General features: G+C 73.1%; 17 protein-coding genes. 10 read left to right on the forward strand and 7 right to left on the reverse strand.

What is annotated here, in order from left to right; translation table 11 throughout:
- Positions 1 to 71 precede the first annotated feature (71 nt).
- From recC to ACWF62_RS19055, 4 genes are all read left to right on the forward strand, one after another.
- Positions 72 to 3,338, forward strand: coding sequence for an exodeoxyribonuclease V subunit gamma (recC, locus tag ACWF62_RS19040; protein WP_452630991.1), 3,267 nt, complete (start codon positions 72 to 74; stop codon positions 3,336 to 3,338).
- Positions 3,296 to 6,838: a UvrD-helicase domain-containing protein gene (locus ACWF62_RS19045; RefSeq protein ID WP_452630992.1), complete on the forward strand. Its 3,543-nt coding sequence runs from the start codon at positions 3,296 to 3,298 to the stop codon at positions 6,836 to 6,838. The genes recC and ACWF62_RS19045 overlap by 43 nt, the downstream gene beginning before the upstream one ends.
- A complete protein-coding gene (recD, locus tag ACWF62_RS19050; protein ID WP_452630994.1) occupies positions 6,835 to 8,676 on the forward strand; it encodes an exodeoxyribonuclease V subunit alpha in 1,842 nt (613 codons plus the stop codon). Before ACWF62_RS19045 ends, recD begins: the two co-directional genes overlap by 4 nt.
- Before the next feature lie 91 nt (positions 8,677 to 8,767).
- A complete protein-coding gene (locus ACWF62_RS19055; RefSeq protein WP_378506770.1) occupies positions 8,768 to 9,739 on the forward strand; it encodes a hypothetical protein in 972 nt (323 codons plus the stop codon).
- 64 nt (positions 9,740 to 9,803) lie between these two features.
- Here ACWF62_RS19055 and ACWF62_RS19060 read toward each other — a convergent pair whose 3' ends face one another.
- Positions 9,804 to 10,391 carry a T3SS (YopN, CesT) and YbjN peptide-binding chaperone 1 gene (locus tag ACWF62_RS19060; protein ID WP_378506771.1) on the reverse strand — a complete coding sequence of 196 codons (588 nt, stop codon included), beginning with the start codon at positions 10,389 to 10,391 and terminating at the stop codon, positions 9,804 to 9,806.
- A gap of 189 nt (positions 10,392 to 10,580) precedes the next feature.
- On the opposite strand from ACWF62_RS19060, the gene ACWF62_RS19065 reads away from it, so the two are divergent.
- Both ACWF62_RS19065 and ACWF62_RS19070 read left to right on the forward strand, forming a co-directional pair.
- Positions 10,581 to 11,063, forward strand: coding sequence for a DUF3558 domain-containing protein (locus ACWF62_RS19065; protein ID WP_452630995.1), 483 nt, complete (start codon positions 10,581 to 10,583; stop codon positions 11,061 to 11,063).
- 14 nt (positions 11,064 to 11,077) lie between these two features.
- Positions 11,078 to 11,449, forward strand: a complete 372-nt coding sequence (locus ACWF62_RS19070) for a hypothetical protein (RefSeq protein WP_378506773.1) — start codon at positions 11,078 to 11,080, stop codon at positions 11,447 to 11,449.
- A gap of 33 nt (positions 11,450 to 11,482) precedes the next feature.
- Here the strand turns inward: ACWF62_RS19070 and ACWF62_RS19075 are convergent, their stop codons facing one another.
- Together ACWF62_RS19075 and ACWF62_RS19080 are read right to left on the reverse strand one after the other, a co-directional pair.
- Positions 11,483 to 12,745, reverse strand: coding sequence for a T3SS (YopN, CesT) and YbjN peptide-binding chaperone 1 (locus ACWF62_RS19075; protein ID WP_452630997.1), 1,263 nt, complete (start codon positions 12,743 to 12,745; stop codon positions 11,483 to 11,485).
- An 89-nt stretch (positions 12,746 to 12,834) separates the two neighbouring features.
- Positions 12,835 to 14,268, reverse strand: a complete 1,434-nt coding sequence (locus ACWF62_RS19080; protein ID WP_452630999.1) for an MFS transporter — start codon at positions 14,266 to 14,268, stop codon at positions 12,835 to 12,837.
- Positions 14,269 to 14,369: 101 nt separating this feature from the next.
- Here ACWF62_RS19080 and ACWF62_RS19085 point away from each other — a divergent pair, with 101 nt between their 5' ends.
- A complete protein-coding gene (locus ACWF62_RS19085) occupies positions 14,370 to 15,047 on the forward strand; it encodes a helix-turn-helix domain-containing protein (protein WP_378506776.1) in 678 nt (225 codons plus the stop codon).
- 34 nt (positions 15,048 to 15,081) lie between these two features.
- Here ACWF62_RS19085 and ACWF62_RS19090 read toward each other — a convergent pair whose 3' ends face one another.
- The 4 genes from ACWF62_RS19090 to ACWF62_RS19105 form a co-directional block, all read right to left on the reverse strand.
- Positions 15,082 to 16,221: a DUF3322 domain-containing protein gene (locus tag ACWF62_RS19090; RefSeq protein WP_452631001.1), complete on the reverse strand. Its 1,140-nt coding sequence runs from the start codon at positions 16,219 to 16,221 to the stop codon at positions 15,082 to 15,084.
- The gene (locus ACWF62_RS19095; protein WP_452631009.1) at positions 16,218 to 19,646 is read right to left on the reverse strand and encodes an ATP-binding protein; all 3,429 of its coding nucleotides are present in this window, start codon (positions 19,644 to 19,646) and stop codon (positions 16,218 to 16,220) included. Before ACWF62_RS19095 ends, ACWF62_RS19090 begins: the two co-directional genes overlap by 4 nt.
- 5 nt (positions 19,647 to 19,651) lie before the next feature.
- Positions 19,652 to 20,206, reverse strand: a complete 555-nt coding sequence (locus ACWF62_RS19100) for a DUF4194 domain-containing protein (RefSeq protein ID WP_452631011.1) — start codon at positions 20,204 to 20,206, stop codon at positions 19,652 to 19,654.
- A gap of 80 nt (positions 20,207 to 20,286) precedes the next feature.
- Complete coding sequence (locus ACWF62_RS19105; RefSeq protein ID WP_452631003.1) at positions 20,287 to 21,819, reverse strand: DUF3375 domain-containing protein; 1,533 nt, start codon at positions 21,817 to 21,819, stop codon at positions 20,287 to 20,289.
- Positions 21,820 to 21,988: 169 nt separating this feature from the next.
- Here ACWF62_RS19105 and ACWF62_RS19110 point away from each other — a divergent pair, with 169 nt between their 5' ends.
- The 3 genes from ACWF62_RS19110 to ACWF62_RS19120 all read left to right on the forward strand — a co-directional run.
- A complete protein-coding gene (locus ACWF62_RS19110) occupies positions 21,989 to 22,390 on the forward strand; it encodes an SseB family protein (protein ID WP_452631005.1) in 402 nt (133 codons plus the stop codon).
- Positions 22,387 to 22,902, forward strand: a complete 516-nt coding sequence (locus ACWF62_RS19115) for a WXG100 family type VII secretion target (protein WP_378569998.1) — start codon at positions 22,387 to 22,389, stop codon at positions 22,900 to 22,902. Before ACWF62_RS19110 ends, ACWF62_RS19115 begins: the two co-directional genes overlap by 4 nt.
- Positions 22,899 to 23,474: putative T7SS-secreted protein (locus ACWF62_RS19120; protein ID WP_452631007.1), on the forward strand; the 576-nt coding region annotated here is incomplete at its 3' end. The genes ACWF62_RS19115 and ACWF62_RS19120, both read left to right, overlap by 4 nt.

Below are 23,474 nucleotides of genomic sequence, written 5' to 3' on the forward strand. Positions count from 1 at the left end.
CGCGCGGCCGACGGGGCGGTGTCGGTCGCCTGTGGTATCCCTGACTCGACCGAACCGATCGAGGGGGGAACGTGCTCACACTGCACCGCGCCGAGCGTTCGGACACGCTCGCCGACGCCCTCGCGGCCATTCTCGCCGCACCCCTCGCCGACCCGTTCACCCGCGAGGTGATCGCCGTCCCCGCCAAGGGCGTCGAACGGTGGCTGACGCAACGGCTTTCGGATTCCCTCGGTGCCGCACCGGACGGTGTCGACGGGGTCGCGGCGAACATCGACTTCCCGTCACCGACCCGGCTCGTCGACGAGGCGCTGGCCGCGGCGTCCGGGACCGACGCGGACGCCGACCCGTGGCACCCGGCGCGGGTCCTGTGGACACTGCTCGACGTCGTCGACGTGAGCCTCGACGAACCGTGGGCGGCGGTCCTGGCCCGGCACCTCGGGCACGGCGACGCGGGCGGGCATCGGATCGGGCGCCGCTACGGCACCGCCGCGCACCTCGCGGAACTGTTCCGCTCCTACGGGGACCAGCGGCCCGCGATGCTCGTCGCCTGGGCCGCGGGCCGCGACGACGACGGCGCAGGGGCCGCGCTGGCGGCGGACCTCGCCTGGCAGTCGCAGCTGTGGCGCAGGCTGCGGGACCGGATCGGGGCAGCGAGTCCGGCGGAGCGACTCGGCCCGGCCTGCGCGAGGATCCGCGCGCATCCCGACATCGCCGGGCTGCCGGACCGGATCTCGGTGTTCGGCCCCACCCGCCTCACGACCGCGCAACTCGAGGTGCTCGACGCGCTGTCCGCCAATCGCGAGGTGCACCTGTGGGTTCCGCACCCGAGCCCGACCATGTTCGACGCCCTCGACCGGTCCGTTCCCGCGCCAACCCGCGCCGCCGACACCAGCGGGCTTGAGGTGACGCACCCGCTGCTCGCGAGCCTCGGCCGCGACGTCCGCGAGCTGCAGGCCAGGCTGCGCCGCGACGACGTCGTGCACCGGCACCACCCGGCGGCGCCGCGCCCCACGACCCTCCTCGGATGCCTGCAGGACGACCTCGCCGCGGACCGCGCACCGAGTCCCGCGGACTGCGACACCACCATCCAGATCCACGCCTGTCACGGCCCGGCCCGGCAGGTGGAGGTGCTGCGCGAATCGTTGCTGCACCTGTTCACCGAGCTCCGCGACCTCGAACCCCGCGACGTGCTGATCATGTGCCCCGACGTCGACACCTACGCGCCGCTGATCCGGGCCGCGTTCGGGCAGGACGGCATCGGGCATCCCGGGCACGCGCTGCGGGTCCGGCTCGCGGATCGTGCCCTGCACCAGACCAATCCGGTCCTCGCGGTGCTGGCCACCCTCCTCGACCTCGCTGACGGTCGCGTCACCGCCAGCGAGATCCTCGATCTCGCCGCCGCCGAGCCGGTGCGCCGCCGGTTCGGGTTTTCCGACGACGACCTGGAACGTCTCCGGGAGTGGGCCACCGCGGCCGGCGCCCGCTGGGGCATCGGCCCCCGTGAACGCGCCGCCCACGGACTGCCGGACTTCCCGCAGAACACCGTCCGCTCGGCGCTGGACCGGATCCTGCTCGGCGCCGCCACCGACGACACCGGCGGCGAATGGCTGGGCCTCACCCTCCCACTCGACGGTGTGGACAGCGGCGACATCGACCTCACCGGCAAGCTTGCCGAGTTCGTCGACCGACTCGACGTGTCCCTGCGGGGGCTCGCGGGCCCGCAACCGGCCCCGGCGTGGGGAGCGGCGCTGACGCGGGCGCTGGACCTGCTCGTCGACGTGCGCGAGCGGGACGCCTGGCAGCTCGGGCAGGCGCATCGGGAACTGGCGGCGGCGATCGAGCACGGCGCGGCCGACCTGCGGTTGGCGGACGTGCGGGCGATGCTCGCGTCGCGGCTCGCGGGCAGGCCGACCCGGTCCAACTTCCGGACCGGCGAGCTGACGGTGTGCACGATGGTGCCGATGCGGTCGGTGCCGCACCGGGTGGTGGCGCTGCTCGGCCTCGATGACGAGGCATTTCCGCGCAGTCCCGGAGTCGACGGCGACAACGTCCTCGGACGCACCCCGCTGCCGGGGGAGCGGGATCCGCGCAGCGAGGACCGGCAGCTGCTGCTCGACGCGATCGGCGCTGCGGGGGAGCGGCTGCTGCTGTTCTACACCGGGATGGATCCCGTCAGCGGGGTGACGCGGCCGCCTGCCATCCCGCTCAGCGAGGTGCGGGACGTGCTCGACGCGATGGTCGGGCGGCCCGCGGCCGTGGTCACCACGCACCCGCTGCAGCCGTTCGACGCCCGCAACTTCCGCGGCCCGCGCCCGTTCAGCTTCGACACCGCCGCCCTGGCCGGGGCCATGTCCGCGCAACGTCCCGCCGCCCCCGACCGCGGGTTCCTGCCCGAGCCGCTGCCTGCGCTGGCGCCCGGGGACGTGGACCTGGCCGAGCTGATCGCGTTCGTCGTGCACCCGACGCAGGGGTTCCTCCGGCAGCGGCTCGGGGTGCGGATCGCGGACCTCGACGAGGAGATCGCCGATGCCCTCGACCTGGAGCTCGACTCGCTGGCCAGGTGGTCGATCGGGGAACGGATGCTCACCGCGATCCTCGCCGACGACCGGGACTTCCCCACCGCCGTCGCCGACTTCCGGGCAGCCGAGTGGCGCCGCGGCACCCTGCCCCCTGCCGCGTTGGGGGGCCGCGCGCTCGAGGGCATCGAGGAGGCGGTGCGGGTGTTGGCGTCGGCGGGGCGGATGCCCGGACGCCCCGGCACCGTCGACGTCGACCTCGACCTCGGGGACGGACGCCGGCTGACGGGCAGCGTCGACGGCGTCCACGAGGACGTCGTCGCCCGCACCACCTTCTCCAAGCTGGGTCCGAAGCATCGGCTCACCGCCTGGGTGCAGCTGCTGGCGCTGTCCGCCGCCCAACCGGACCGGCGGTGGCGCGCCGACACGATCGGCAAGGGGCCGGTGCGGCGGCCGACGGCGTGGCGATCACACCTCGTCGCCCCCGCCGACGCGCGTGCGCAGCTCGATTCGCTGATCACCTTGCGGGACAGCGGCCTTCGGGCGCCGCTCCCGATCGCGACCGCGGCGACCGCCGCCTATGCGGCGCGCCGCGCCTACGGCGACGCGGTCGAGTCGGCGCTCGACTCCGCGGCCAAGGAATGGGGCAGCGCCTTCGGCGACGGGAAGGACAGACACGTGACGTACCTGTACGGCGCGGACGCCCCGCTCACGGTGCTCACCGCGACCCGCGCGAGCGGGACGGAGGGCACTCGGTTCGGGGACCTGGCCCGCGCGCTGTGGGAACCGCTGCTCGCCGCCGAGACGATGGGTGCGTCGTGAACGCCCCCGGCGCGGACCGGGCCGCGTTCGACCTGCTCGGTGACCTGCCGTCCGGGACGACGGTGCTCGAGGCCAGCGCCGGGACCGGCAAGACGTACGCGATCGTCGGGCTCGCCGTCCGGTACGTCGCCGAACGCGGCGTCGACCCGGAGCGGCTGCTGCTGGTGACGTTCAGCCGCGCCGCGACCAAGGAGCTGCGCGAACGCACCCGCGACCGGTTCGCCGGTGTCGCGGCCGGGCTCGCCGATCCGGCGGCGAGCAGCGACCCGCTGGTGCCGTTCCTCGCGGCCGCCGACCCCGACACGGTGGCGTTGCGCCGCCGCAGGCTGCTGCAGGCCCTGTCCAACTTCGACGCGGCCACCATCGCGACCACCCACAGCTTCTGCCAGCGGATGCTCGACGGCATCGGCATCGCGGGTGAGCGCGACCCCGACACCGAGCTCGTGGAGGAGGCCACCGAGCTGATCGACCAGACCATCTCGGACCTGTACCTCGCCCGGTTCGGCAGGGAACCGCAGCCGTCGCTGTCCCCGGACGAGGCCCGAAAGGCCGCACGGGCCGCCATTTTCGACCCGCAGGCCGTCCTCGCCCCGACCGGCGCCGATGGGACGGCCGGTGACATGGGCGGCACCGCCGCCGCTGGTGACGCCGTCGCGTTCGCGCAGGATGTCCGCGACGAGGTGTGTCGGCGTAAACGCGCGGCGGGCGTCCGCGACTTCGATGACCTGCCCGCTCTGCTGCACGGTGTCCTCACCGACGCGGAGCACGGGGCGGACGCGCGCCGCCGGGTCCGGGAACGCTACGACGTCGTGCTGGTCGACGAGTTCCAGGACACCGACCCGCAGCAGTGGGGGATCCTGCGCGCCGCCTTCCACGAGCACGTCACCCTGATCCTGGTCGGCGACCCGAAGCAGGCCATCTACGCGTTCCGCGGCGCGGAGGTGTTCGCCTACCTGGACGCGGTCACCGAGTCCCGCACCCTCGAACTGACCACCAACTGGCGCAGCGACCGACCACTGCTCGCCGCGCTGGCGCATGTGCAGGGCGGGGCCGCTCTCGGGCATCCCGGCATTGTCGTGCATCCCGTGTCGGCCGTGAAACCCGCACGGGTGACGAGGGTTCCGCCGATCCGCCTGCGGCACCTGACCCGCGCCGGCGCCGGACCGTTGGGCAAGAGCGGGTTCCCGGCCGTCGCCGCGCTCCGCTCCCGGGTCGCCGACGACGTCGCCGCGGACATCGTGCGGCTCGTGTCGGGCGCGCGACCCGGCGACGGCGGTGCCGCGAGTGTGGGCGACGGCGGTGCCGCCAGTGTGGGCGACGGCGGGGTTGTCGACGGCGGTGCCGTCATCGATCTCGGTGCCGACGACCCGCTCGGTGCCGGGCCGCGTCCGGTCCTGCCCGGGGACGTTGCGGTCCTGGTCCGCACCAACCGGCAGATCACCCTCGTTCACGACGCGCTCGACCGGGCCGGGATCCCGGCGGTCACGGTCGGCGGGCTGAGCGTGTTCGTCACCCCCGCCGCGCAGGACTGGCTGTGGGTACTGCAGGCGCTCGAGCAGCCGCACCGCGCGGACCGGGTGCGGCTCGCCGCGTTGACGCCGCTGCTCGGCCGCACCGCCACCGACCTCGACGCGGGCGGGGACGAGCTGGTCGCGCGGATCGGTGGCGGGATCCGCGAGTTCGCGCGGGTGTTCGCGACCGCCGGGTTCGCGGCGATGGTGGAGCGGCTCGCCGCCTGGGGCGCGCTGGAGAAGCGGTTGTTGGGGCGGGTCGGCGGGGAACGAAGGCTGACCGACCTGCGGCACATCGCGCAGCTGCTCGGGGAGGTCGCCGTCGGGCAGGGCCTCGGGCTGACCGCGCTGACCCGGTGGCTGACCGACCGGATGCGCGACCCCACGTCCGGGACCGTCGACCGCAGCCGACGCCTCGACTCCGACGCCGCGGCGGTGCAGATCGCGACGGTGCACGCCACCAAGGGGCTCGAATACCCGATCGTGTACGTGCCGTACGGGTGGGACGCCGCGAAGAACCCGACCCCGGACCGGCTGCTGCTGCACGACGACGCGCACACCCGCATCCTCGACGTCGGCGGCCCCGACGGCCCCGACTATGGAGATCGGCGCAGGCGGCACGACGAGGAGGAGGCGGGCGAGGAGCTTCGGCTGCTGTACGTGGCGCTGACCCGCGCCAAGTGTGCGTTGGTGCTGTGGTGGGCGCCGTCCGCGTCGACGTCGTCGGCGCCGCTGCACCGGATGCTGCTCGCCCGCGCCCCCGGCACCGCCGAGGTGCCGCGCGGACTGCGGGTCCCCGCGGATCCCGAGGTGGCGCACCAGTTCTCCCGGTGGGCGGACGGTGTTCCCGGCATCCGGGTGGAGGCGGTGCCGCCCGGCCCGGTCCTGGCCGGGACGTGGGCGCCGCAGGCCGAGCGCGCGGAGACACTGACCGCGGCCCGGTTCGACCGCGCGCTGGATGCGGACTGGCGCCGCACCTCCTATACGGCGATCACCGCGGCCGCGCATGCGCTCGCGCCTGCGGCGAGCGAGCCGGAGGAACCCGACCTCGGCGACGAACCGGAGGATCCGCCGCTGACGGTGCCCGCCGCCGACCACGCGGGCGGGCACCTGCCGTCCCCGATGAACGGGCTGCCCGCCGGCGCGGCGTTCGGCACCCTGGTGCACGCCGTCCTCGAGTACGTCGACACCGCCGCCGCGGACCTCGCCGCCGAGGTGCGGCAGCGGTGCCGTGACGAGGTGACCGCCGGATTCTCCGGGGTCGACCCGGACGCGTTGGCGGACGCGCTGATGCCGGTCCTCGCGACACCGCTGGCGGCTCCGGCGGTGGGCCGCACCCTCGCCTCGATCGCGCCTGCCGACCGGCTGCCGGAACTCGACTTCGAACTGCCGCTGGACCATCCGGTCCGAGCGCCGGACGGCGACGCCGCGGATCGGGTGACGCTCGCGGGCGTGGTGACGCTGCTGCGTAGGCACCTGCCCGCCGGTGATGTGCTCGCCCCGTACCCCGATCTGCTGGCCGAGCTGGGGGCGGCGCCGCTGCGCGGTTACCTCACCGGCAGCATCGACGCCGTGCTGCGGCTTCCCGGTCCGCGGTTCGTGGTGGTGGACTACAAGACCAACCGGATCGCGCCCGGCGACGTCAGCACCGCGCACTTCACCAGGGATTCGATGGCCGCGGAGATGATGCGCTCGCACTACCCGCTGCAGGCCCTGCTGTATTCCGTTGCCCTGCACCGCTACCTGCGGTGGCGGCTGCCGGGATACGACCCGGCGGTGCACCTCGGCGGCGTGCAGTACCTGTTCGTCCGCGGCATGGCCGGACCCGACACCCCGGCCGGGTGCGGCGTATTCGACTGGCACCCGCCCGCCGAACTGGTGACCCGGCTGTCCGACCTGCTCGCCGGCCACCCGGACCCGGGTGAAGGGAACCTTCAGCCCGTCAGACCGGGTGAACGTGTCCTTCATCCGAGGGGGGAGACACCATGACCGACGCGCGGATTGCGCAGCGCGGCAAGGGCGCGCTGCGGGTGTTCAACGAGGCCGGTGTCCTCGGCGCCGCGGACGTGCACGTCGCGGTGCGGCTCGCGCAGCTCGCCGGTGAGACGTCCGAGGCGGCGGTGCTGGCGACGGCGCTGGCCGTCCGCGCGGTCCGCTCCGGATCGGTGTGCCTGGACGTGGGCGGCATGCGCGACATCGGCGTCGACGCCGTCGCGGCCGACGACGGCACCGAGGTCGACCTGGACGCGCTGCCGTGGCCCGACCCGGCGGACCTGCTCGCCGCGCTGCGGGTCAGCCCGCTCGTCGTCGGCGGCGAGGCGGGCCCGCTGCGGCCGCTGCGGCTCGTCGACACCGTCGGCGGCCCGCTGCTGTACCTGGAGAAGTACCACCGGCAGGAGGACACCGTCCGGCGGGTGCTCGACTCCCGCGCGGGCGATCACCCGGACGTCGACGCGGCCGAACTGCGCGCGGGTCTCGCGGACCTGTTTCCGGAGCACGCGCCGGACCGGCAGCGGGTCGCGGTCGCCGTCGCCGCCACCCACCGCACCGCCGTCATCGCGGGCGGTCCCGGCACCGGGAAGACCCACACCGTCGCCCGGGTGCTCGCGATGCTGCTGCGGCTGCAGGGGCCGACGCTGCGGATCGGGCTCGCCGCCCCGACCGGGAAGGCCGCCGCCCGACTGCAGGAATCGGTGCACCAGCACCGGGACCGGCTCGCGCTGCCGGAATCGCTGTCCGCGTCCACGCTGCACCGGCTGCTCGGGTGGGGCCATCGCGGTCCCCGCTACCACGCCGGGAACCACCTGCCGCACGACGTGATCGTCGTCGACGAGACGTCGATGGTGTCGCTGACCATGATGTGCAGGCTGCTCGAGGCGCTACGACCGCAGGCCCGGCTGATCCTGGTCGGCGACCCGAACCAGCTCGCGTCGGTCGACGCCGGGGCCGTTCTCGCCGACCTCGTCGACCGGCCCGTCACCGCGGCCGCCAATCCCGTGCTGCCCGCCGTCGTCGGCGCCGACCTCGACGCCGACGGGTGGGACGACGGCGAACGGGACCGGGTGCGCGGCGGCATCGTCCGGCTCACCCGCGGGTGGCGATTCGACGAGGAGATCGGGGCCCTCGCCGACGCGGTCCGCGACGACCAACCCGACCGGGTCCTCGACCTGCTCAACTCCGGCAGCGACCGAATCGAATTCCTGGCCCCCGACGACCTCGACGCGCTGCGCCGGGACGTGCTCGACACCGCAGCGGAGGTGACGGCCGCCGCCGAGGCGGGGGACGTGGCGGCGGCACTGGAACTCGCCGAGCGGCACCGACTGCTGTGCGCGCACCGCGACGGACCGTTCGGCGTCGCGTGGTGGGAACGGGCGTCGCTGGAGTGGATCGGCACCGCGACCGGGCACCGCCTCGACCCCGACGCGTGGACCGCCGGCCGCCCACTGCTGGTGACCGCCAACGACTACGACGCGAAGATCTACAACGGCGACACCGGCGTCGTCGTGCGGGGCGGCAACGGCGAGGAAGGCGGCGGCGACCTGGTCGCCGCATTCGGTCGCGGTGGGGACCCGCTGTTGCTGCACCCGAGCCGGATCTCGTCGGTGCAGTCCGTGTACGCGATGACCATCCACCGCAGCCAGGGCAGCCAGTACGGCACCGTGTCGGTGATCCTCCCCGACGAACGGTCCTCGCTGCTGACCCGGGAACTGCTGTACACCGCGATCACCAGGGCCAAGGACCGGGTGCGGATCATCGGCACCGAGGACGCCGTCCGCGCCGGCGTGCGGCGGCGTGTGCGGCGGGCGAGCGGGCTGCGGCTGGGGTGAGCGTGCTGATTGTCCACAGCCGGGGAAGTCGGGGGAACCGTAGCCGGGGACGGCGCATCGAACCAGGTACACACACCTTGGGGAGGCGCACATGGGGTACACCACCGAATTCACCGGCCAGATCCGGATCGATCCCCCGCTGAACGAGGCGGAACGCGACTATCTGACCCGGTTCGCGCGGAGCCGGAGGATGCGGCGGCCCGCCGGTCCGTACGCGCTCGGCGACGCGACCGACGAGCACCTCGACATCGCGCTACAGAACAATCCGCCCTACGGGCAGCCCGCGCTGAACTGCCAGTGGGTGCCCACCGCGGACGGTTCCGCGCTGGAATGGAACGGCCACGAGAAGTTCTACCGCTCGTCAGGGTGGATGACCTACCTGATCGACACGTTCCTGCGGCCCGGCGCGTTCCTCCGCAACGAGATGCGCTACGAGAGCGCCTGCGAATTCCCTCCCCAGCTGGCACATTTCACCTTCGACCACACCCTCACCGGGACCGTCGTCGCGACCGGGCAGGACGGCGCCCGGTGGTGCATCGAGGTGATCGACAACGAGGTGGCGGTGCGGGAGGTGAACGGACCCGCCCCCGTCGAATACGCGGTGTTCGTGGTGCCGCGGCACGACGACTACCAACTCGACCGCGAATTCGACGCGGCATTCGACCTGGGCCGCAACCAGTTCGCACGGATCAGGGCCGACGATCCGACGCTGCCCGAACTCGTCGCCGACTGCGTGCGGTCCGTGCACCCCGGCGTCGTGGACGGCGACTTCGAGGGACTCGCCTCACTGGTCGACCCGGCGATCGGGCTGCGGGTCACCATCATCGACGATGCGGTCCGGATCGGGCTGCTCGCCGACCCCGGACTCGACGACGCCGACCACACGTTCGGGCTGGTGCAGCGACTGGTCGCGGCGCTGACCGTGCAGCTGGGCTGGATCGCGTTCGACCCGGCGCAGCGGGTCGCGGTGCGCCCGACCACGGCGTTCCGCAACCGGGCGATCGACCTGATCCGCGGCTGGATCGACGAACCCGAGGGGCGCTACCTGTGGAACGTGGTCTGACGGGACGGCCGGTGCGGCGCCCCGAAGGGTGCCGCACCGGCCGCAGGTCCGGTGGTTGCCGCTGCTACTGCTGCGGGGCGCCGACCGGGATGCTGTCCCCGAGATCTCCGGCCTCGGCTGCGTCGCCACACCCGCAGTCGCCGCAGCCGCAGCCGCCGGCGCCGCACTCACCGGCGTAGCTGTCGTCGTCGGCATCGCAGTCGAGGGTGCCGCCGAACCGGGCCGCGAAGTCGTCGTCCAGCTCGTGGGTGAGGTCGTGCAGCTCGTCGACCAGATTCAGCAGGTGCTGCGGGGCGAACGGGTCTGCGTCCAGGATCGTCGACGCAAGCAGGTGCCCGTCGTCGAGGACGAAGCGCAGCCGCGGCCACTCGTGCGCCAGCCCGACCAGCTGGTCGGCGGCCTTGTCGCCGTCGGTGAGCCCGTCGAGCAGGGACGCCCACACGTGCAACTGCGGGCCGTCGTCGGCGACCGTGACGAACACCCCGAAGCCGTGCACGGGGATGACGATGTCACCGTCCTCGTCGGTCTCCGGTGCCTCGCCGAGCAACTCGGTCAATGCCCGCACACACAGCGTGTGCAGTTGGTCGCGGTCCTCGGTGGCGACGGCGAAAGCCCCGTCGAGCTGCAACGGCTGGTCGTCCTGGTCGGTCATGGTTCCTCTTCGCTGGTGAGCGCGGTAGCGGTCGCCGACCACGGTAGCGTGCCCGGCCGACAACAACGGTGCCGAGTGACGGACGGAACCAGCAGCGGACCCGCCGCGTCTGGGTACTGTGAGCGGACATTCTGCATGGGGGTGTGACGGATGAGGACGGTGGGGATACTGCTGTTCGCGGCGGCCGCGGTGGCGGTCGCCGGGTGCGGCACGGTCAGCGGGGAGGCGGGGCCCGAGCAGCCCACCGCCAGCAACCCGGCGTTCGATCCGTGCGACGACATTCCAGACGACGCGATCCGTGCGGTCGGGATGGATCCGGCCACCGAGTCGCGGGACATTCTCGGGGTGCACCAGCCGGGATGGAACATATGCGGATGGAACAACGATGAATCCGAATTCCTGACCGTCTACGCGACCGGACGCACTCTCGACGAGATTCGACGGAACCCCGACTTCGTCGACTTCCGGTCGGTCGATCTTGACGGCCGCCCGGCTTTGTCGTTCCGGGACGTCAACGATGTGCAGCAGACTAGGTGTGATGTGGCGACAGTGGTCGCTGGCACGTCCGCGATGTTCTCGTTGTCGATTGCCGCGCCCGGCGCACACGTCGGTGATGTGTGCGGCGAAGTTCTCGGCCTGGTCAAAGGCCTGCTGCCGCATCTTCCGAAGTAGCACAAGGAGTCTCGATGAACGACAGTGCGGAATGGTCTTCCCTGGCGGAGGACGCAGATAGTGGACGACTCCTCCTGGATCGAGGTGCAGCTGCCCGCTGTGCAGTGCATTGCGCAGAATTCGTCAATCACCTTGTTGCACTTCGGGAGAAGGCATACTCCCTTGGCCGCCTCGACGGATTCGGCACCTTCCCCAGCGGCATCGCATTGGCGACGAAGTTCAGTCGCAAGGCGGTCGGCGGCGATTATTCGATGGTGCAGGCGTTGACCGATCACATCGCGGAGGTGGAGGCGATGCGGGAGGTGTTCGAGCGGATCGAGGCGCGGTACGCGGCCGCGGAGCAGCGCGGCGAGGAGCGGTTCGCGGCGATCGATCCGGGTCGCTGACCCCGCCCACCCGAGGTCGGCAACCGGTCGCGGTCAGTCGAACGGGTCTGGTTGGTCGGTGTTGAACAATTCCATCTGGCGCGGGCTCGGCGGGCCGAGCGCGACCACCCGCAGGGCGGCGCGGAGCGAGTCGACGGTGGCCTGCCAGCCCGCCATCTCGTGATCGCACGCCCCGGCCTCCTCGTCGTCGCCTGCGCCGCGTGCCGCGACACCCGACTCCCGCCATTCGTAGACCTGCTCCTCACAGATGTCGAGGTAGCGCAGGATCGTGTCCCGGTCGTGGTCGCACACCTGCGCGACCTGACCGGCATCGAGTGTCCCGGTTTCGGTGGCGTCCAACTGGATCAGCGTGAGCAGCCCGGCTGGCAGGTCGTCGGCGGAGTCCCGGTCGGGCTGCGCGCGCGCCGCCGCGCGGGAGTCGTCACAGAATCTGCCGCCGAGCCGCCGCTCGAACCGGTCGTCGAGGGTGCGCAGGAAGGTGGTCATCCGGTCGAGATGATCGCTCAGCTGCGCGCCGGCATACGGCGACCCGGGGAGGTCGATGACGGCGTTGATCTGATCGGCGGTCAGCGTCAGCCGGATGAAGGTCAGCTCCGCGTTGAGGTCGGCGAGCACCTCGGCGGCGCGGGTGCGTCCGGTGACCTCCCGCAGCAGCGGCACCAGGATCCGGACCTGCGGCTGCTTCGGATGGGGGAGCACATATCCGGCGAATCCGTCGAGGGTGACGGGAAAGTCGTCGTCCTCGTCGGTGATCGGCGGGGTGCCGTATTTCCAGGTCAGCGTCCGCGCGACCGCCTCCCGCAGCTCGCGCGGGTCGGCCGGGTGCTCCAGTTCGGGCAGCGTCATCGGCGCCGGCTCGACCGGTGCGTCCGCCATCGCCGCGGTCAGGGTGGCCGGGCCGGCGCCGGTGCGGGCGTGCACGAAGCTCGGATGGGTGAGGCCCGCGATGTCCCGCAGCACGGTCACCGATGCCGCGGCCGCGCGGTCGACCTGCCGGATCGGCACCTCGAGCGTCACCTGGTCCGGGTGCCCCGGCTCCTCGTCCCACCCGCCCGCGCGGGCCGCGTCGAACAGGACGCTGTCGACGGCGAGATCGTCGTGGCGGGCGGTGCAGACGAGGTGCATCCCGGCCCGCCAGAAGTCCACCGTCACCAGCAGCGTCGACCGGTCCACCGACAGCGCCCCGAGCACGAGCGTGTCGTCGTGCTCAAGCAGCGCCAGCCGGTCGGCGAGGGCGGTGCGGAACTCCCGCCACGCACCGTCGACCGCGCTGTCGAATGCCTGTCCGTCGGACATCGGGCCCCCTCCTGCGTGACGATCGTCGATGCGGACGGTACCGGCGTGCACCGACACGACGGCTCGGGGCGGCTCCGAACGTCTGGGTCCTAGGCCCGACGGGAGTGGGCGACGAGGGCGACCGCTGCCGCGACGCCGACGAGGCTGGCCGCCGCCGCCACCCAGAACGCCAGCGAGTACGGGTAGGCGGGGTGGCCCGCGACGGCGCCCATCGCCAGCACCGCCGTCACCACCGGTGCCGCGGCCGCTGACCCGACCGTCCGCACCACACTGTTCAGGCCGACCGCGGCGGCGGTCTCCGCCGCAGGCGACAGGGCCACGACGAGTTGCGCGCAGATCGCGTACCCGATCCCGTTGCCGATGCCGAAGACCGCGAACCCGACGACCACGCCCCAGGTGGTCGGCCACAGCGCGAGCCCGGCAGCACCGACCGCCATCACCGCCGCGGCGATCACCGCGGTGCCGCCACCGCCGCACCGGGCGACCAGCGCGGGCGTCACCCGGCCGCCGACGAAGACCATGACGGCGCTCGGCAGCATCGTCACGGCCGAGACGGTCACGCTCATGCCCTGCCCGTATCCGGTGCTGGTCGGCGCCTGCAGAAGCAGTGGCAGCGCGACGTAGCAGACGTACGGGACGAACCCAATGACGACGGTCAGCACGCTGACCAGCGCGAGCGCGCCGTGCCGAAAGGTCCGCACGTCCACCACCGGTGCGGCGCTGCGCAATTCGACGCGGATCAGCAGGCCGAGCAGGACGAGACCCGCGGCGCCGACACCGATCGTTGACGGCGACGCCCACCCCCAGGCGCCGCCCTGCGATACCGCGAGCAGCACGCCGACGAGTCCGGCGGTGAGCAGGATCGTCCCGGGCCAGTCGGTCGATCCGGCCGCCCGCGGCGACCCGCCGCGCGGCACCGACACCGCGACCGCCGCGGCGGACGCGACGATCAGCGCCGCGGCGACGACGAACAGCCACCGCCACGACAACGCGTCAACGACCACCCCGCCGAGCACCAGCGCGATGCCGGCGCCGAGGCCCACCATCCCCGGAATCCAGCCGAATGCCGTCGCCAATTGCCGCCCGGTCAGCAGGTCCCTGGCGAGGGCGAGCGCCAACGGGAAGGTGGCGGTGCTGACGCCCTGCACCACCCGCGCCGCGAGCAGCACCCCGAGATTCGGGGCCGCCGCGGCGACGAGGGTCGCGGCGGCGAAGACGAGCACCGCGGCGAGCAGCACGCGGCGGTGTCCGAATCGGTCCCCGAGGTTTCCGACGACGGGGGAGAGCACCGCGCCGGCGAGCAGGAAGGCGGTGAGGATCCACCCGGTGCCCTGCGCGGTCGCGCCGAGGTCGCGGCCGATCGTCGGCAGGGCGGGCACGACGAGCGTCTGCATCAGCGAGAACGCGAACACCACCGCGCTCAACGCGAAGATGAACAGTCCGGGGTGCGCGACCCGGTGATGGTCGGGGACGGCCGCGGGCGCCGCGGCCTCGGTCCGGTCGGGGATCGTCTCGGGTGGCATGGCGTGCTCGCTTTCGGTGCGCGTGCTCAGATTTCAATCGGAACGGAATGTTCGTTCCGATTGAAAGTAGCACGCCGGAAGCGGCCCCTACACTGAGCGCCATGCACGCGTCCTCCGAACCGGGTCGTCCCCTGTCCGGCCGGCAGCGGGAGGCCCGGTCCAATGACCTGGCCGTGCTCGCCGCCGCCCGCGAGGTGTTTTCCGCCCAGGGGCACGGCGCCTCCATGGCCGACATCGCCCGCCACGCGGGCGTCGGGATCGGATCGATCTATCGGCGCTACCCGACCAAGCAGGACCTGGTCGGGGCGCTGCACCTGCAGGGGGTGCGGGAGGCCGGGCTCCTCGTCCACGCCGTCGCCGACGAGTGCGCCGCCGCAGCGCAGGCCGCGCGCGGCGGCGAACCGTCGGGCGCCGTCGCGACCTTCCTGTCCCGGCAGATCACCGGTGCCACCGGGCCGATCCTGCGACCGCCGGACGTCGGCAGGCTCATCGACGAGGAGCTCGCCGCCGCGTCCGAGGACCTGCGGTCCGGGCTGGAGCGTCTCATCGCCCACGACCGCGCGCTGCGCCTCATCCCCGAGGGATTCACCGCGGCCGACGTGATGCAGCTGCTGCTGCACCTGCGCCCGCCGCTCCCCGGCCCCCGCGCGCACGCCGACGCGCTGCACCTGCGTTACCTGCAGTGGGTCGTGCGGGGCCTGCGCGAGCTGGCGCGCGCGGACACCGCGCTCACCGACAGTCCCGAGTGGGACGAGTGGATGGGGTACTGGCGGGACTGAGTCGACCGGCCCAGGTGGTCGGCGACCACAGCGGTCAGGGGGAGGGGGCGTCGTCGAGGTGCTCGAGCACGTACGGCCACGGGATGCGTTCCTGCTCGAGTCGCAGACCCTGCCTCCGCAGCATCGCCAGGGTGGCGGCCTCGTCCTCGGTGAGGGCGGTGAAGTCGCCGGTGGCCGGGGCGGGTTCAGGGACCGCGAGGCCACCCCAACGGTCGAGGGTGGTGCGGTCCATCAGCACGCTCCGCACACCGGGCAGGTGGTGGCGCAGCCGATCGAGGATCGCGAACCCGTGACTGTCCAGGTCGCCCCAGTACCGGACCGCGGTACCGGCCAGCCACGGCAGGGCCGCCACCTCGTGCACGGCGTACCCGCCGCCGTGCACCGCGACCGTGCCGGGCAGGTCGGGCAGCGCGTGCACGCCCTCCTTGTTCTCCAGGATCAGCACTGTCGCTGGCCGCAGCGGCAGGGTCGCGAGTTCGTCGATCGACGCGGCGAACACCCGCGGTGCGCCGGGCAGCAGACCGCGGTCCAGGACGGCGACGTCGAGCAGCCGTGGCAGCGTTCGCACCCCGAGCACGCCGTCACCGCGGATCCCGGTGAGCAGAGTCTCGGTCAGCCCGCGGTGCCGGGTGATCCACTTCGTGTCCACCCCCGGCACTGGAAGCTGCCGGATCAGCAGCCCGGACGCGGGATGCTCGAGCAGCCACCGCAGCGACCCGCGGAGCCGGTCGAAGTCGGTCTCGTCCAGCGCATCCCACGCGGTGGCGGTGGACGCGAGAGCGGCGGGCAGGTCGGGCGCGTCGGGGGCCAGCGTCAGCAGCCGCGCCCGGCGGGCGAGGAGCCGCCGCCACTCGTCGGCGCGGCCCGCGGCGTCGGCGATGGATGCGGCGCCGCGCAGCACCACCCGCATCGGCACCTCCTGCGTGCCGAAACTCGGCCAACGTCGGGTCACCCATTCGACGTCGCCTGCGCCGTCGTGGCCGCGCCACACCCGCACCCACTCGCGGATCGCGTCCGGGTCGGCGGCGACAGTCGCCTCCGACGGTGGGTGCAGTGCCACCGACAGTGAATCGTCTTGCGCCGCAGCCGGATCGGTCAGCCAGCGCCGGCGTCGGGAGGTATACGCGGCGCGGGCCTTCTCCGCGACCGCGGGCGGGGAGACGCGGCCGGTCACGCGGGGTCGGCGCCGTCGTCGGTGGGGGACCCGGACACGACCGGGTTCGGGCCCGCGGCCGCGGAGCCGGTCTCACTCGCGGCGTCCGTGCCCGGTGCCGGCTCGGCGCGGGGTGCTCCGGGTGCGTCGTCCTCCCAGCCGATCAGCGCGATCTGCGAGTACCGGTTGTCGCGGATGCTCACCGCTGCCGCGCCGCCGATGTACTCCTCGAGGGTCTGCAGCAGCTTCAGCGGGGTTGCGAGCACCATGTGGAAGCCGAACTGGGTGAACACGTCCAGCGCGCGCCGGGTGTAGGCGGAGTCGGCACGGTCGAAGGCCTCATCCAGGATCACCGTCCCGTACCGCGGCACGCCGTCGCCGTCCGGGGCGAGTTGGTAGCGCAGCGCCGCGGCGAGGCAGAAGAACACCAGCTTCTGCGCCTGACCGCCGGACAGCCCGGAACTCGAGTCGTGATAGTTGCGGACCTCCCCATCGCCGTCGACCTCGACGCCGATGAACCCGACGTGCAGGCGGGTGTCGAGGACCTGCCGACGCCAGCGCTGGTCGGCGGGCTCCCCGGACGCGAGCCGGTCCAGAACCGCGGACATTCGCGCGAACCGTTGCTCGGCGGCCGGTCGCCCCTCGTCGTCCCAGGCGCCGCTGTTGATCGCGTTGAGGTCGTCGAGGAACTCGGTGGCGGCGGGGGAGCGGCGTTCCCGCACGTCGATCCGCAGCCACCGGTCGGTGTCGAACGCGGACCGCTGCAGCGACACATTCACCGGGTCGACACGGGAGCGGATCTCGCCGGGCGCCTTGCGGATCGCGCGCGCCAGTTCGCCGATGTTGCGCACCGACTGGTCGTGCAACAACTGGAAGAAGCGGTCCTCGTACTGGGGCAGCCCGTCGGACCGCAGTCGCGCCAACACGGTGAGGGCGTCGTCGACGTAGTCGGCATCCGCGCGCAACTCCCCGGCGCGCGATTCCCAGCGCGCCAGGTACTTCGTCAGGAGGCCGGTGATCCGCGTGTTCGCGGTGGACAGGTCGTGCTGGGCGCGACGGTTCTCGTCGGCGATGGCCTGGCTCACCGTGTACACGGCGCGGTCGATGTTTGCGGACGTCAACCTGCGGGACACCTTCGCGAAGCGGGCGTCGATGCGGGCGGCGACGGCGTCCGGCACCTCCGCGGTCGCCGCGTCCCGGGCCTCGGACACCTTCGCGTCGAGCTCGTCGAGCTGTTTCACGTGCATCGTGAGCGCCGCCTCGGCGTTCGATCGTGCCGCCGCGGCCTCCGTCTCGGTGACTCGGGCGCGGTCGAGTGCCGCGGTCAGCGCGGCATGTTCCGGATTGTCCTGCTGCCAGCCGGCCAGCCGGTCGTCGAGGGCGGCCAACGTCGACTCGGCGGCGGCCAGATCGATGTCCGTCCACTGCGCGTCGAGGACGGTCTGCGCGGACTGGTTCTGCCGGGCGAGGTCCCGGTCGCGGCGGTCGAGGTCATCGAGGCGGGTGGTCAGCGCGGTGACGGTGGCGTCGAGGTCGCCGATGCGGCGGCGCAGGTCGGTGAGCTTGGCCTCGTTGTCGAAGCCGAGCACCCAGCGGCTGCGGTCGTCGACGCGGCGCCGGTCATCCTTCTCGTGCCGCTCGGCGGAATGCTTGACCTGCCCGGCGCGGGTCACGGCCTGCGGGTGGTCGGGCAGGTCGTCGACGGAATCGACGCAGGCGTAGTCGAAGTGGTCGGCGAGATGCCGGTGGATCCACCCGGACATCGGTCCGGTGGCGACGTCGACGCGACGCACCAGCGACGACGGCCCGGTCTGCGTCGTCGGCGCCGACGTGATCCGCACCCGCCGGTACACCAGCCGGGCGCCGAGGTGGGTGCCGTCCACCGCGGCGGCGACGTCCGGGTAGGTGTCCTCGGGGACAAGCATGGTCCGGGCGAAACCGCCGAGGACCCGCTCGATCGGCCCGGTCCACTCGGTGTGCTCGGCGCGGACCGCGATCAGTTCGCCCGCAAAGGGCAGCTGGTCCTCGCCGAGCCCGGTTGCCGCGCAGAGGGTCTCCCTGACTCGGAGGAGTGCGGGGTCGATGTTGGAGCGGCGGCGGGCCAGCGCCTCCCGGTCCTCGGTGAGGCGGTCGCGGTCGCGGGCCGCGGCGGCCCGCCGGTCGGAGATCCGGTAGCGCTCGCCGAGTCGGTCCTCGTGCCCGTCGGCGGCGTGCGCGAGCTGGTCCTCGAGTTGGGTGCGCAGGACGACAAACTCCTCCGCGGTGGCGGGGACCGCCCCGTTCCACGCGGTGACGGCGTGTGCGATCCGGTCGCGTCGGGCCCGGACCCGCGCCACGGTGCGGACCTCGGCGTCCCGCTGCGCGGTCAGGACGGACAGGCGTCCACCGTCGACCCCCTCGATCCGGACGCTCAGGTCGACGGTGTCCTGCCTGGCCCGCTGCGCGGCGTCCGCGGCCTCGACGGCGCCCGCCTCGAGCAGCGGTGTGCGGGCCCGCATTTCGGTCTGCTCACCGAGGAGCAGCTCGAGGGACCGTTGGGCGCGGACCGCGTCGAGGTGCGCGGTCTCCTCGTCGGTGTCGCGGCGCGTGGTGAGCGCGGTGCGGCGAGCGGCGGCGAGCTCGTCGAGCGGGGCGAGGGCGTCGAGCGGGGCGAGGGCGTCGACCTGGTTCCGTGCGTCGACGACGACGCGGTGCGCGTCGCGCAGGTCATGGAACTGCGCGACCGCGCGGTCGGCCATGTCGAACGTGCCGGGGGTGTCGAGCATGTAGTCGCGCAGCAGCTGGTCGAGGCTGCTCAGCGACTTCGCGGACAGCGTGCGGTGCAGCAGCCGCTGCGCGCTCTCCGTCGAAATTCCCAGGCGGGAGCGGAAACTGCGGGCGAACGGGCCGTAGGACGGGTTGACGGTCGCGTCCGGCCAGCGTTTGCGGATGCCGCGGGTGTCGATTCCTCGGGTGACGAACGGTGCCAGCTCGGTGAGGTCCAGTTCCTGGTCGAGGATCAGGTGCAGGTGGCCGACGTCGGCGACCGCGTTCTGCCCGCGCCCGAGGTGCATCAGCTTGACCAGCGTGACCGGCGGTTCGTCGCTGCCTGTGCGGTAGGTCAGCGCGACCGCGCTCCAGGTGGCGCCGTCGCGCAGGTAGGCAGTGACCAGGCCATCGGTGTCGACGCCCGCCTCCCGCCGCCACGCGCCGCGCACGTAGCTGACCAGGGTGCGACCCGACTTGGCGGATTCCTGGGCGGCGGCGTTGAATTGAACCCGGTCGCCGGGCATCAGCACCGAGGAGATCGCGTCGATCAGCGTCGACTTGCCGGAGCCGGAGTTGCCGGTGATCAGAAAGCCGGTGCGGGCCACCGGAAGATCGTGGTGGCCGTGCAGGGTCCCCCAGTTCACCACCTGGACGCGGGCGAGGCGACGCTGGCCGGGATGCACCGGCGTTGGCGCGATGGTGGTCACGGGGACTCCTCCTCGGCGATCCGGCGGAACTCGGCGTCGACGGCGGCGACCTGGTCGGCGTCGAATAGTTGCCGCAGCACCGGGGAGATCTCCATCCGGTCGTCGGTGCTCGTCTTTGACAGCAGCGAGTACTTTCCGAGCTTCGTCCACGACGCGGTGACCCGTTTCGCGTAGCCGGCGGGGTCGGTGTCGCCGCCCGCGCGGTACATCTCGAGTTGTTCGGCGATCTCGTCGCGGTCGACGATGACTCGCTCCCCGGGTTGGGCCCGCAGCAGCCGCTGCCGCAGCGCGAGCAGCATGACGGTGTCCATGAACGTGAGTCGTTCGGTACGCAGCACGGTCGGGGTGTCGAGGTCGCCGGTGTCCGCGGGCCGGGTGAATGCGAGTTCGTTCTCGTCGTCGACGACCAGGTCGAGGAACACGTCCGCGACCCGGGACCGCAGCAGCCGCTCTTCGCGGACCACGGTGCGCCACACCTCCGGGTGTTTCGCCGCGGTGATCAGCGGACCCTTGAGCAGCTGAACCAGGGCGCGGCGGGTCGGCAGGTCCAGGTCGCCGGTGTCGCCGGGATAGCGGGCGGTGGGCGGTTCGAGATCGGCTGGCGGATCGGCGTCGGCTGCGGCGGTCTCGGTCACGGCGTGACCTCCTGGATCGGGACGTCGAGTGGCCGGTCGGCGGCGGTCGCGGACGGCGGGCCTGCGCGGCGGGTGAACTCATCGGCGGTCGGATCGAACAGCAGCCGCCGGATCGTGGCGCGGCGTTCGGTGCCCGCCGCGGACGTCCACCCGATCTCCTCGACCTCGTCGACGCGGTGCCCATGCCGGGTGGCGAGCACCATCAACCCGACCGCGCTGGCCAGGCCCTGGGTGGCTGGATGCGCGCGCAGCACGTCCCCGACCGAGGCGCGGCCCCGGTCGCGGAGCGTGGCGGCGACGTTTCCGGTCAGTTCGTCGAAGTCGATCTCCGACTCGCGGACCAGGCGGCGCAGGTCCTCAAGGTCCACCACGCCCGGCTCCGCGGTCCGTACCGGCTCGGTCACGAGGTCGTCGCTCGGATTGTGCAGTCGCAGGGCAGCGACCGATTCGATGCCCATGCCGATCCGCACCAGGTCCAGGCCGACGGTGTCGAACGGGCGGCGGACCTTCGCGACCGCCACCGCCTGCTGCTGCGCTGCCCGCAGCAGTTTTTGCAACCGCCGGTGCTCCTCGTAGGTGCGGGACTGCACGAAATGGCGCAACGAACGGGAAAGCGATGTCATCGTCGAATGAACCTCGGACGCAGCGGTTTCCATCTCGGTGAGCAGCGTCCGGAAGCGGCGGCGCTGGTCGGCGTCGAGGGTGGCGGCGAACGGGCGGTCGAGGATCGCGTCGATCCAGTCGTCGAGCTGCGCGGACCGGGCGGGGTCGAGGATCATGTCGTAGAACGCGGTGAAGCTGCGGCCCGCGTCGGACTGGCCGATCAGGTCGACACCGCGGAACACGTCGCCGAGGGTGTCGCCGCGGTCGGTGTCGTCGTCGAGGATGCGGGCTCGAAGGTCCCGGTTCAGGTCCTCGAATCCGGCCCGGACCCGCGCGAAGTCGCCCGGCACCTCGGAGGCCAGCGCGAGGATCTCGGCGGACCGCTCGACGGCCCTGGCCCCGTCGAGGATCGGGAAGTCGCCGGACTCGACGGCCGCGATCTGCCGGTCCAGCTCGTCGCGTTCGGCACGCAACGCGGCCAGCCTGCTCTCGCTGCGGGGGTCGGAGTCCCTGGCGAGGGCCTGCAGTTGCGCGGACAGCGTCGTCAGCCGCGACTCCGTCACCGTGCTGACCTGCCCAGTAAGGCCGGCGACGAACGTCATCGCCGCGAACGCCCCGTCGGTCGGTTCCAGGGTCTCCTCCCGTGCCGCGTCGCTGCTGCGGCGCAGCAGAAATCCGGCGCGCACCCAGTCGGCGCAGTAGCCCTGCCCGGTGCGGGGCAGATCGAATCCAGCGTCCCGCAGCTCCTGTAGGTCCGCGTCGAGCAGCGCGAACAGTTCCGGGGCCGGCAGGCGGCGGGTGCCGTGGTCGAAGTGCCTGCTCAGCAGGGCGAGGACGGCGGGCGCATTGTCGGAGCGCAGCAGGGACCAGCCGGAGCTGTAGTGGCGTTCTCGCTGGAGGCGGTGGACGTCGCCGGTTGCCGACACTGTGCCTCCTCTCGTCGCTGCCGATCGTGCGGGGCCATCGTGTCACGGGCGACCGACACGTTCGCGCCGTCACGCGCACGCACTGACCGGCCGGGGGCGGACCGGGCCCGCCGGCCGCTATGCTGACCGGGCGCGCCGTGGGGGAGCGCAGCGATCCGGGGGGCTTGACGTGGGGGACAGTGCTGACGGCTGCGCGCGGTGGCGCGCCGAGATCGAGGCATTCCGGCTGGGATTCGGGCATCCGGGCCAGCTGACCGCGGCGCTGCGGGACGCGCCGGTGCTGCTGCCCGTCACCGCCGACGACCGGCTGCTGATCAGTACCGTCCGCGGCGTCGACTGGCTGTGCGTGTTCACCGGCGAGGCGCAGTACGCCGCCTACCTCGACGCGCGCGGCGCCGCGGCGTTTGCCCGATACCGCGCGCTGCCCGGGGGCCGGGTCCTCGACGAGATCGCCGCCGCCCTGCCCCGGCCGACCGGCGTCGTGGTCGACGCCGCGGGTCCAACACCGATGGCGTTCCCGCCGGACACGGCGCCGGGGGCGTTCCTGGATCCCGCGCGGGCGGCGCGGTGAGCGGCGAACTCCGGGTCGAGCCGCAGGTCCTCGTCGACGCGGCGGCCGGGATCACCGCGATCACCGGTGTGCTCGCCGACCTTGGGATCGGGGAGACCGCGGCGTCGGGCCGCGGATTCTCGTTGCTCGCGCTGTCCCCGCTCGAGGCCGGGCACCGCGACGTGCAGACCGCGTTCGAGGCCTGCGTCGAACGGTGGTCGTGGGGTGTGCGGTATCTGGTGCAGGCCGCGAATTCGATCGCCCGCACCCTCGACCTGAACGCGGGCCGCTACCACGACATGGAGCAGGCCGCGGCGACGATGCTGAAGACGGTGTGGTCCGACGTCGTCGGCAACCCGCACCTGAGCGAGGCGGAGATCGCCGCCCGCGGCTGGGGCGAGACCCTCGCCGACAACCCGATCAACCACGTACGCAGCCCCGACTACAGCGTCGACGCGTTCGCCGAGGCGTACCGGTCGATCGGCGCGGATGCGGCCGTCGTGTCCGGCATCGTCGCCGGGGAGGCGCCGTGAGCTGGCTCAGCGACACCTGGGACGACGCGACCGGCGCCGCCGACGCGGCGGGCGAGTTCCTCACCGACACCGCCGAATCCGCCGCCGAGACGGTCGGACAGGCCGTCGACGCCGGACTCGACGGGGCGGCACGGCTCGCCCGCGGCGCCGGCGCGGACCCGGTCGCGGACGCCCTGGCCGGGCTCGGCGACCGGATCGCCGACGCCACCGGCGGCGCCGTCGACGAGCTCGAGCTCGGGCAGTCGGAGGATCCGCGGGACCTGGTGCGCGGCGATCCGGCGGCGATCGCCGACGCGGCGGCCGTCCTCGCCGACCTGGCGTCCGGCATCGCCGGGGCCGGGGACGCGTTCGCCGCCGTCGACGCCGCGGGCTGGACCGGCAGCGCCGCCGACGCGTTCGACGCCGTGTACGACCGGCAGCCGGGCCTGTGGCACGCCGCGGCCGACGCGATGACGGCGGCGGGGGACGCGCTCACCGGGTGGGGGCACGCGGTCGCGGCCGCGCAGGGGCGGGCGGCGGACGCGGTCGCGGTGTGGCGGGAGGCCGGCCGCGCCGAGGACGCCGGCGGGGAT

Source organism: Rhodococcus sp. NPDC054953, from assembly GCF_053609225.1.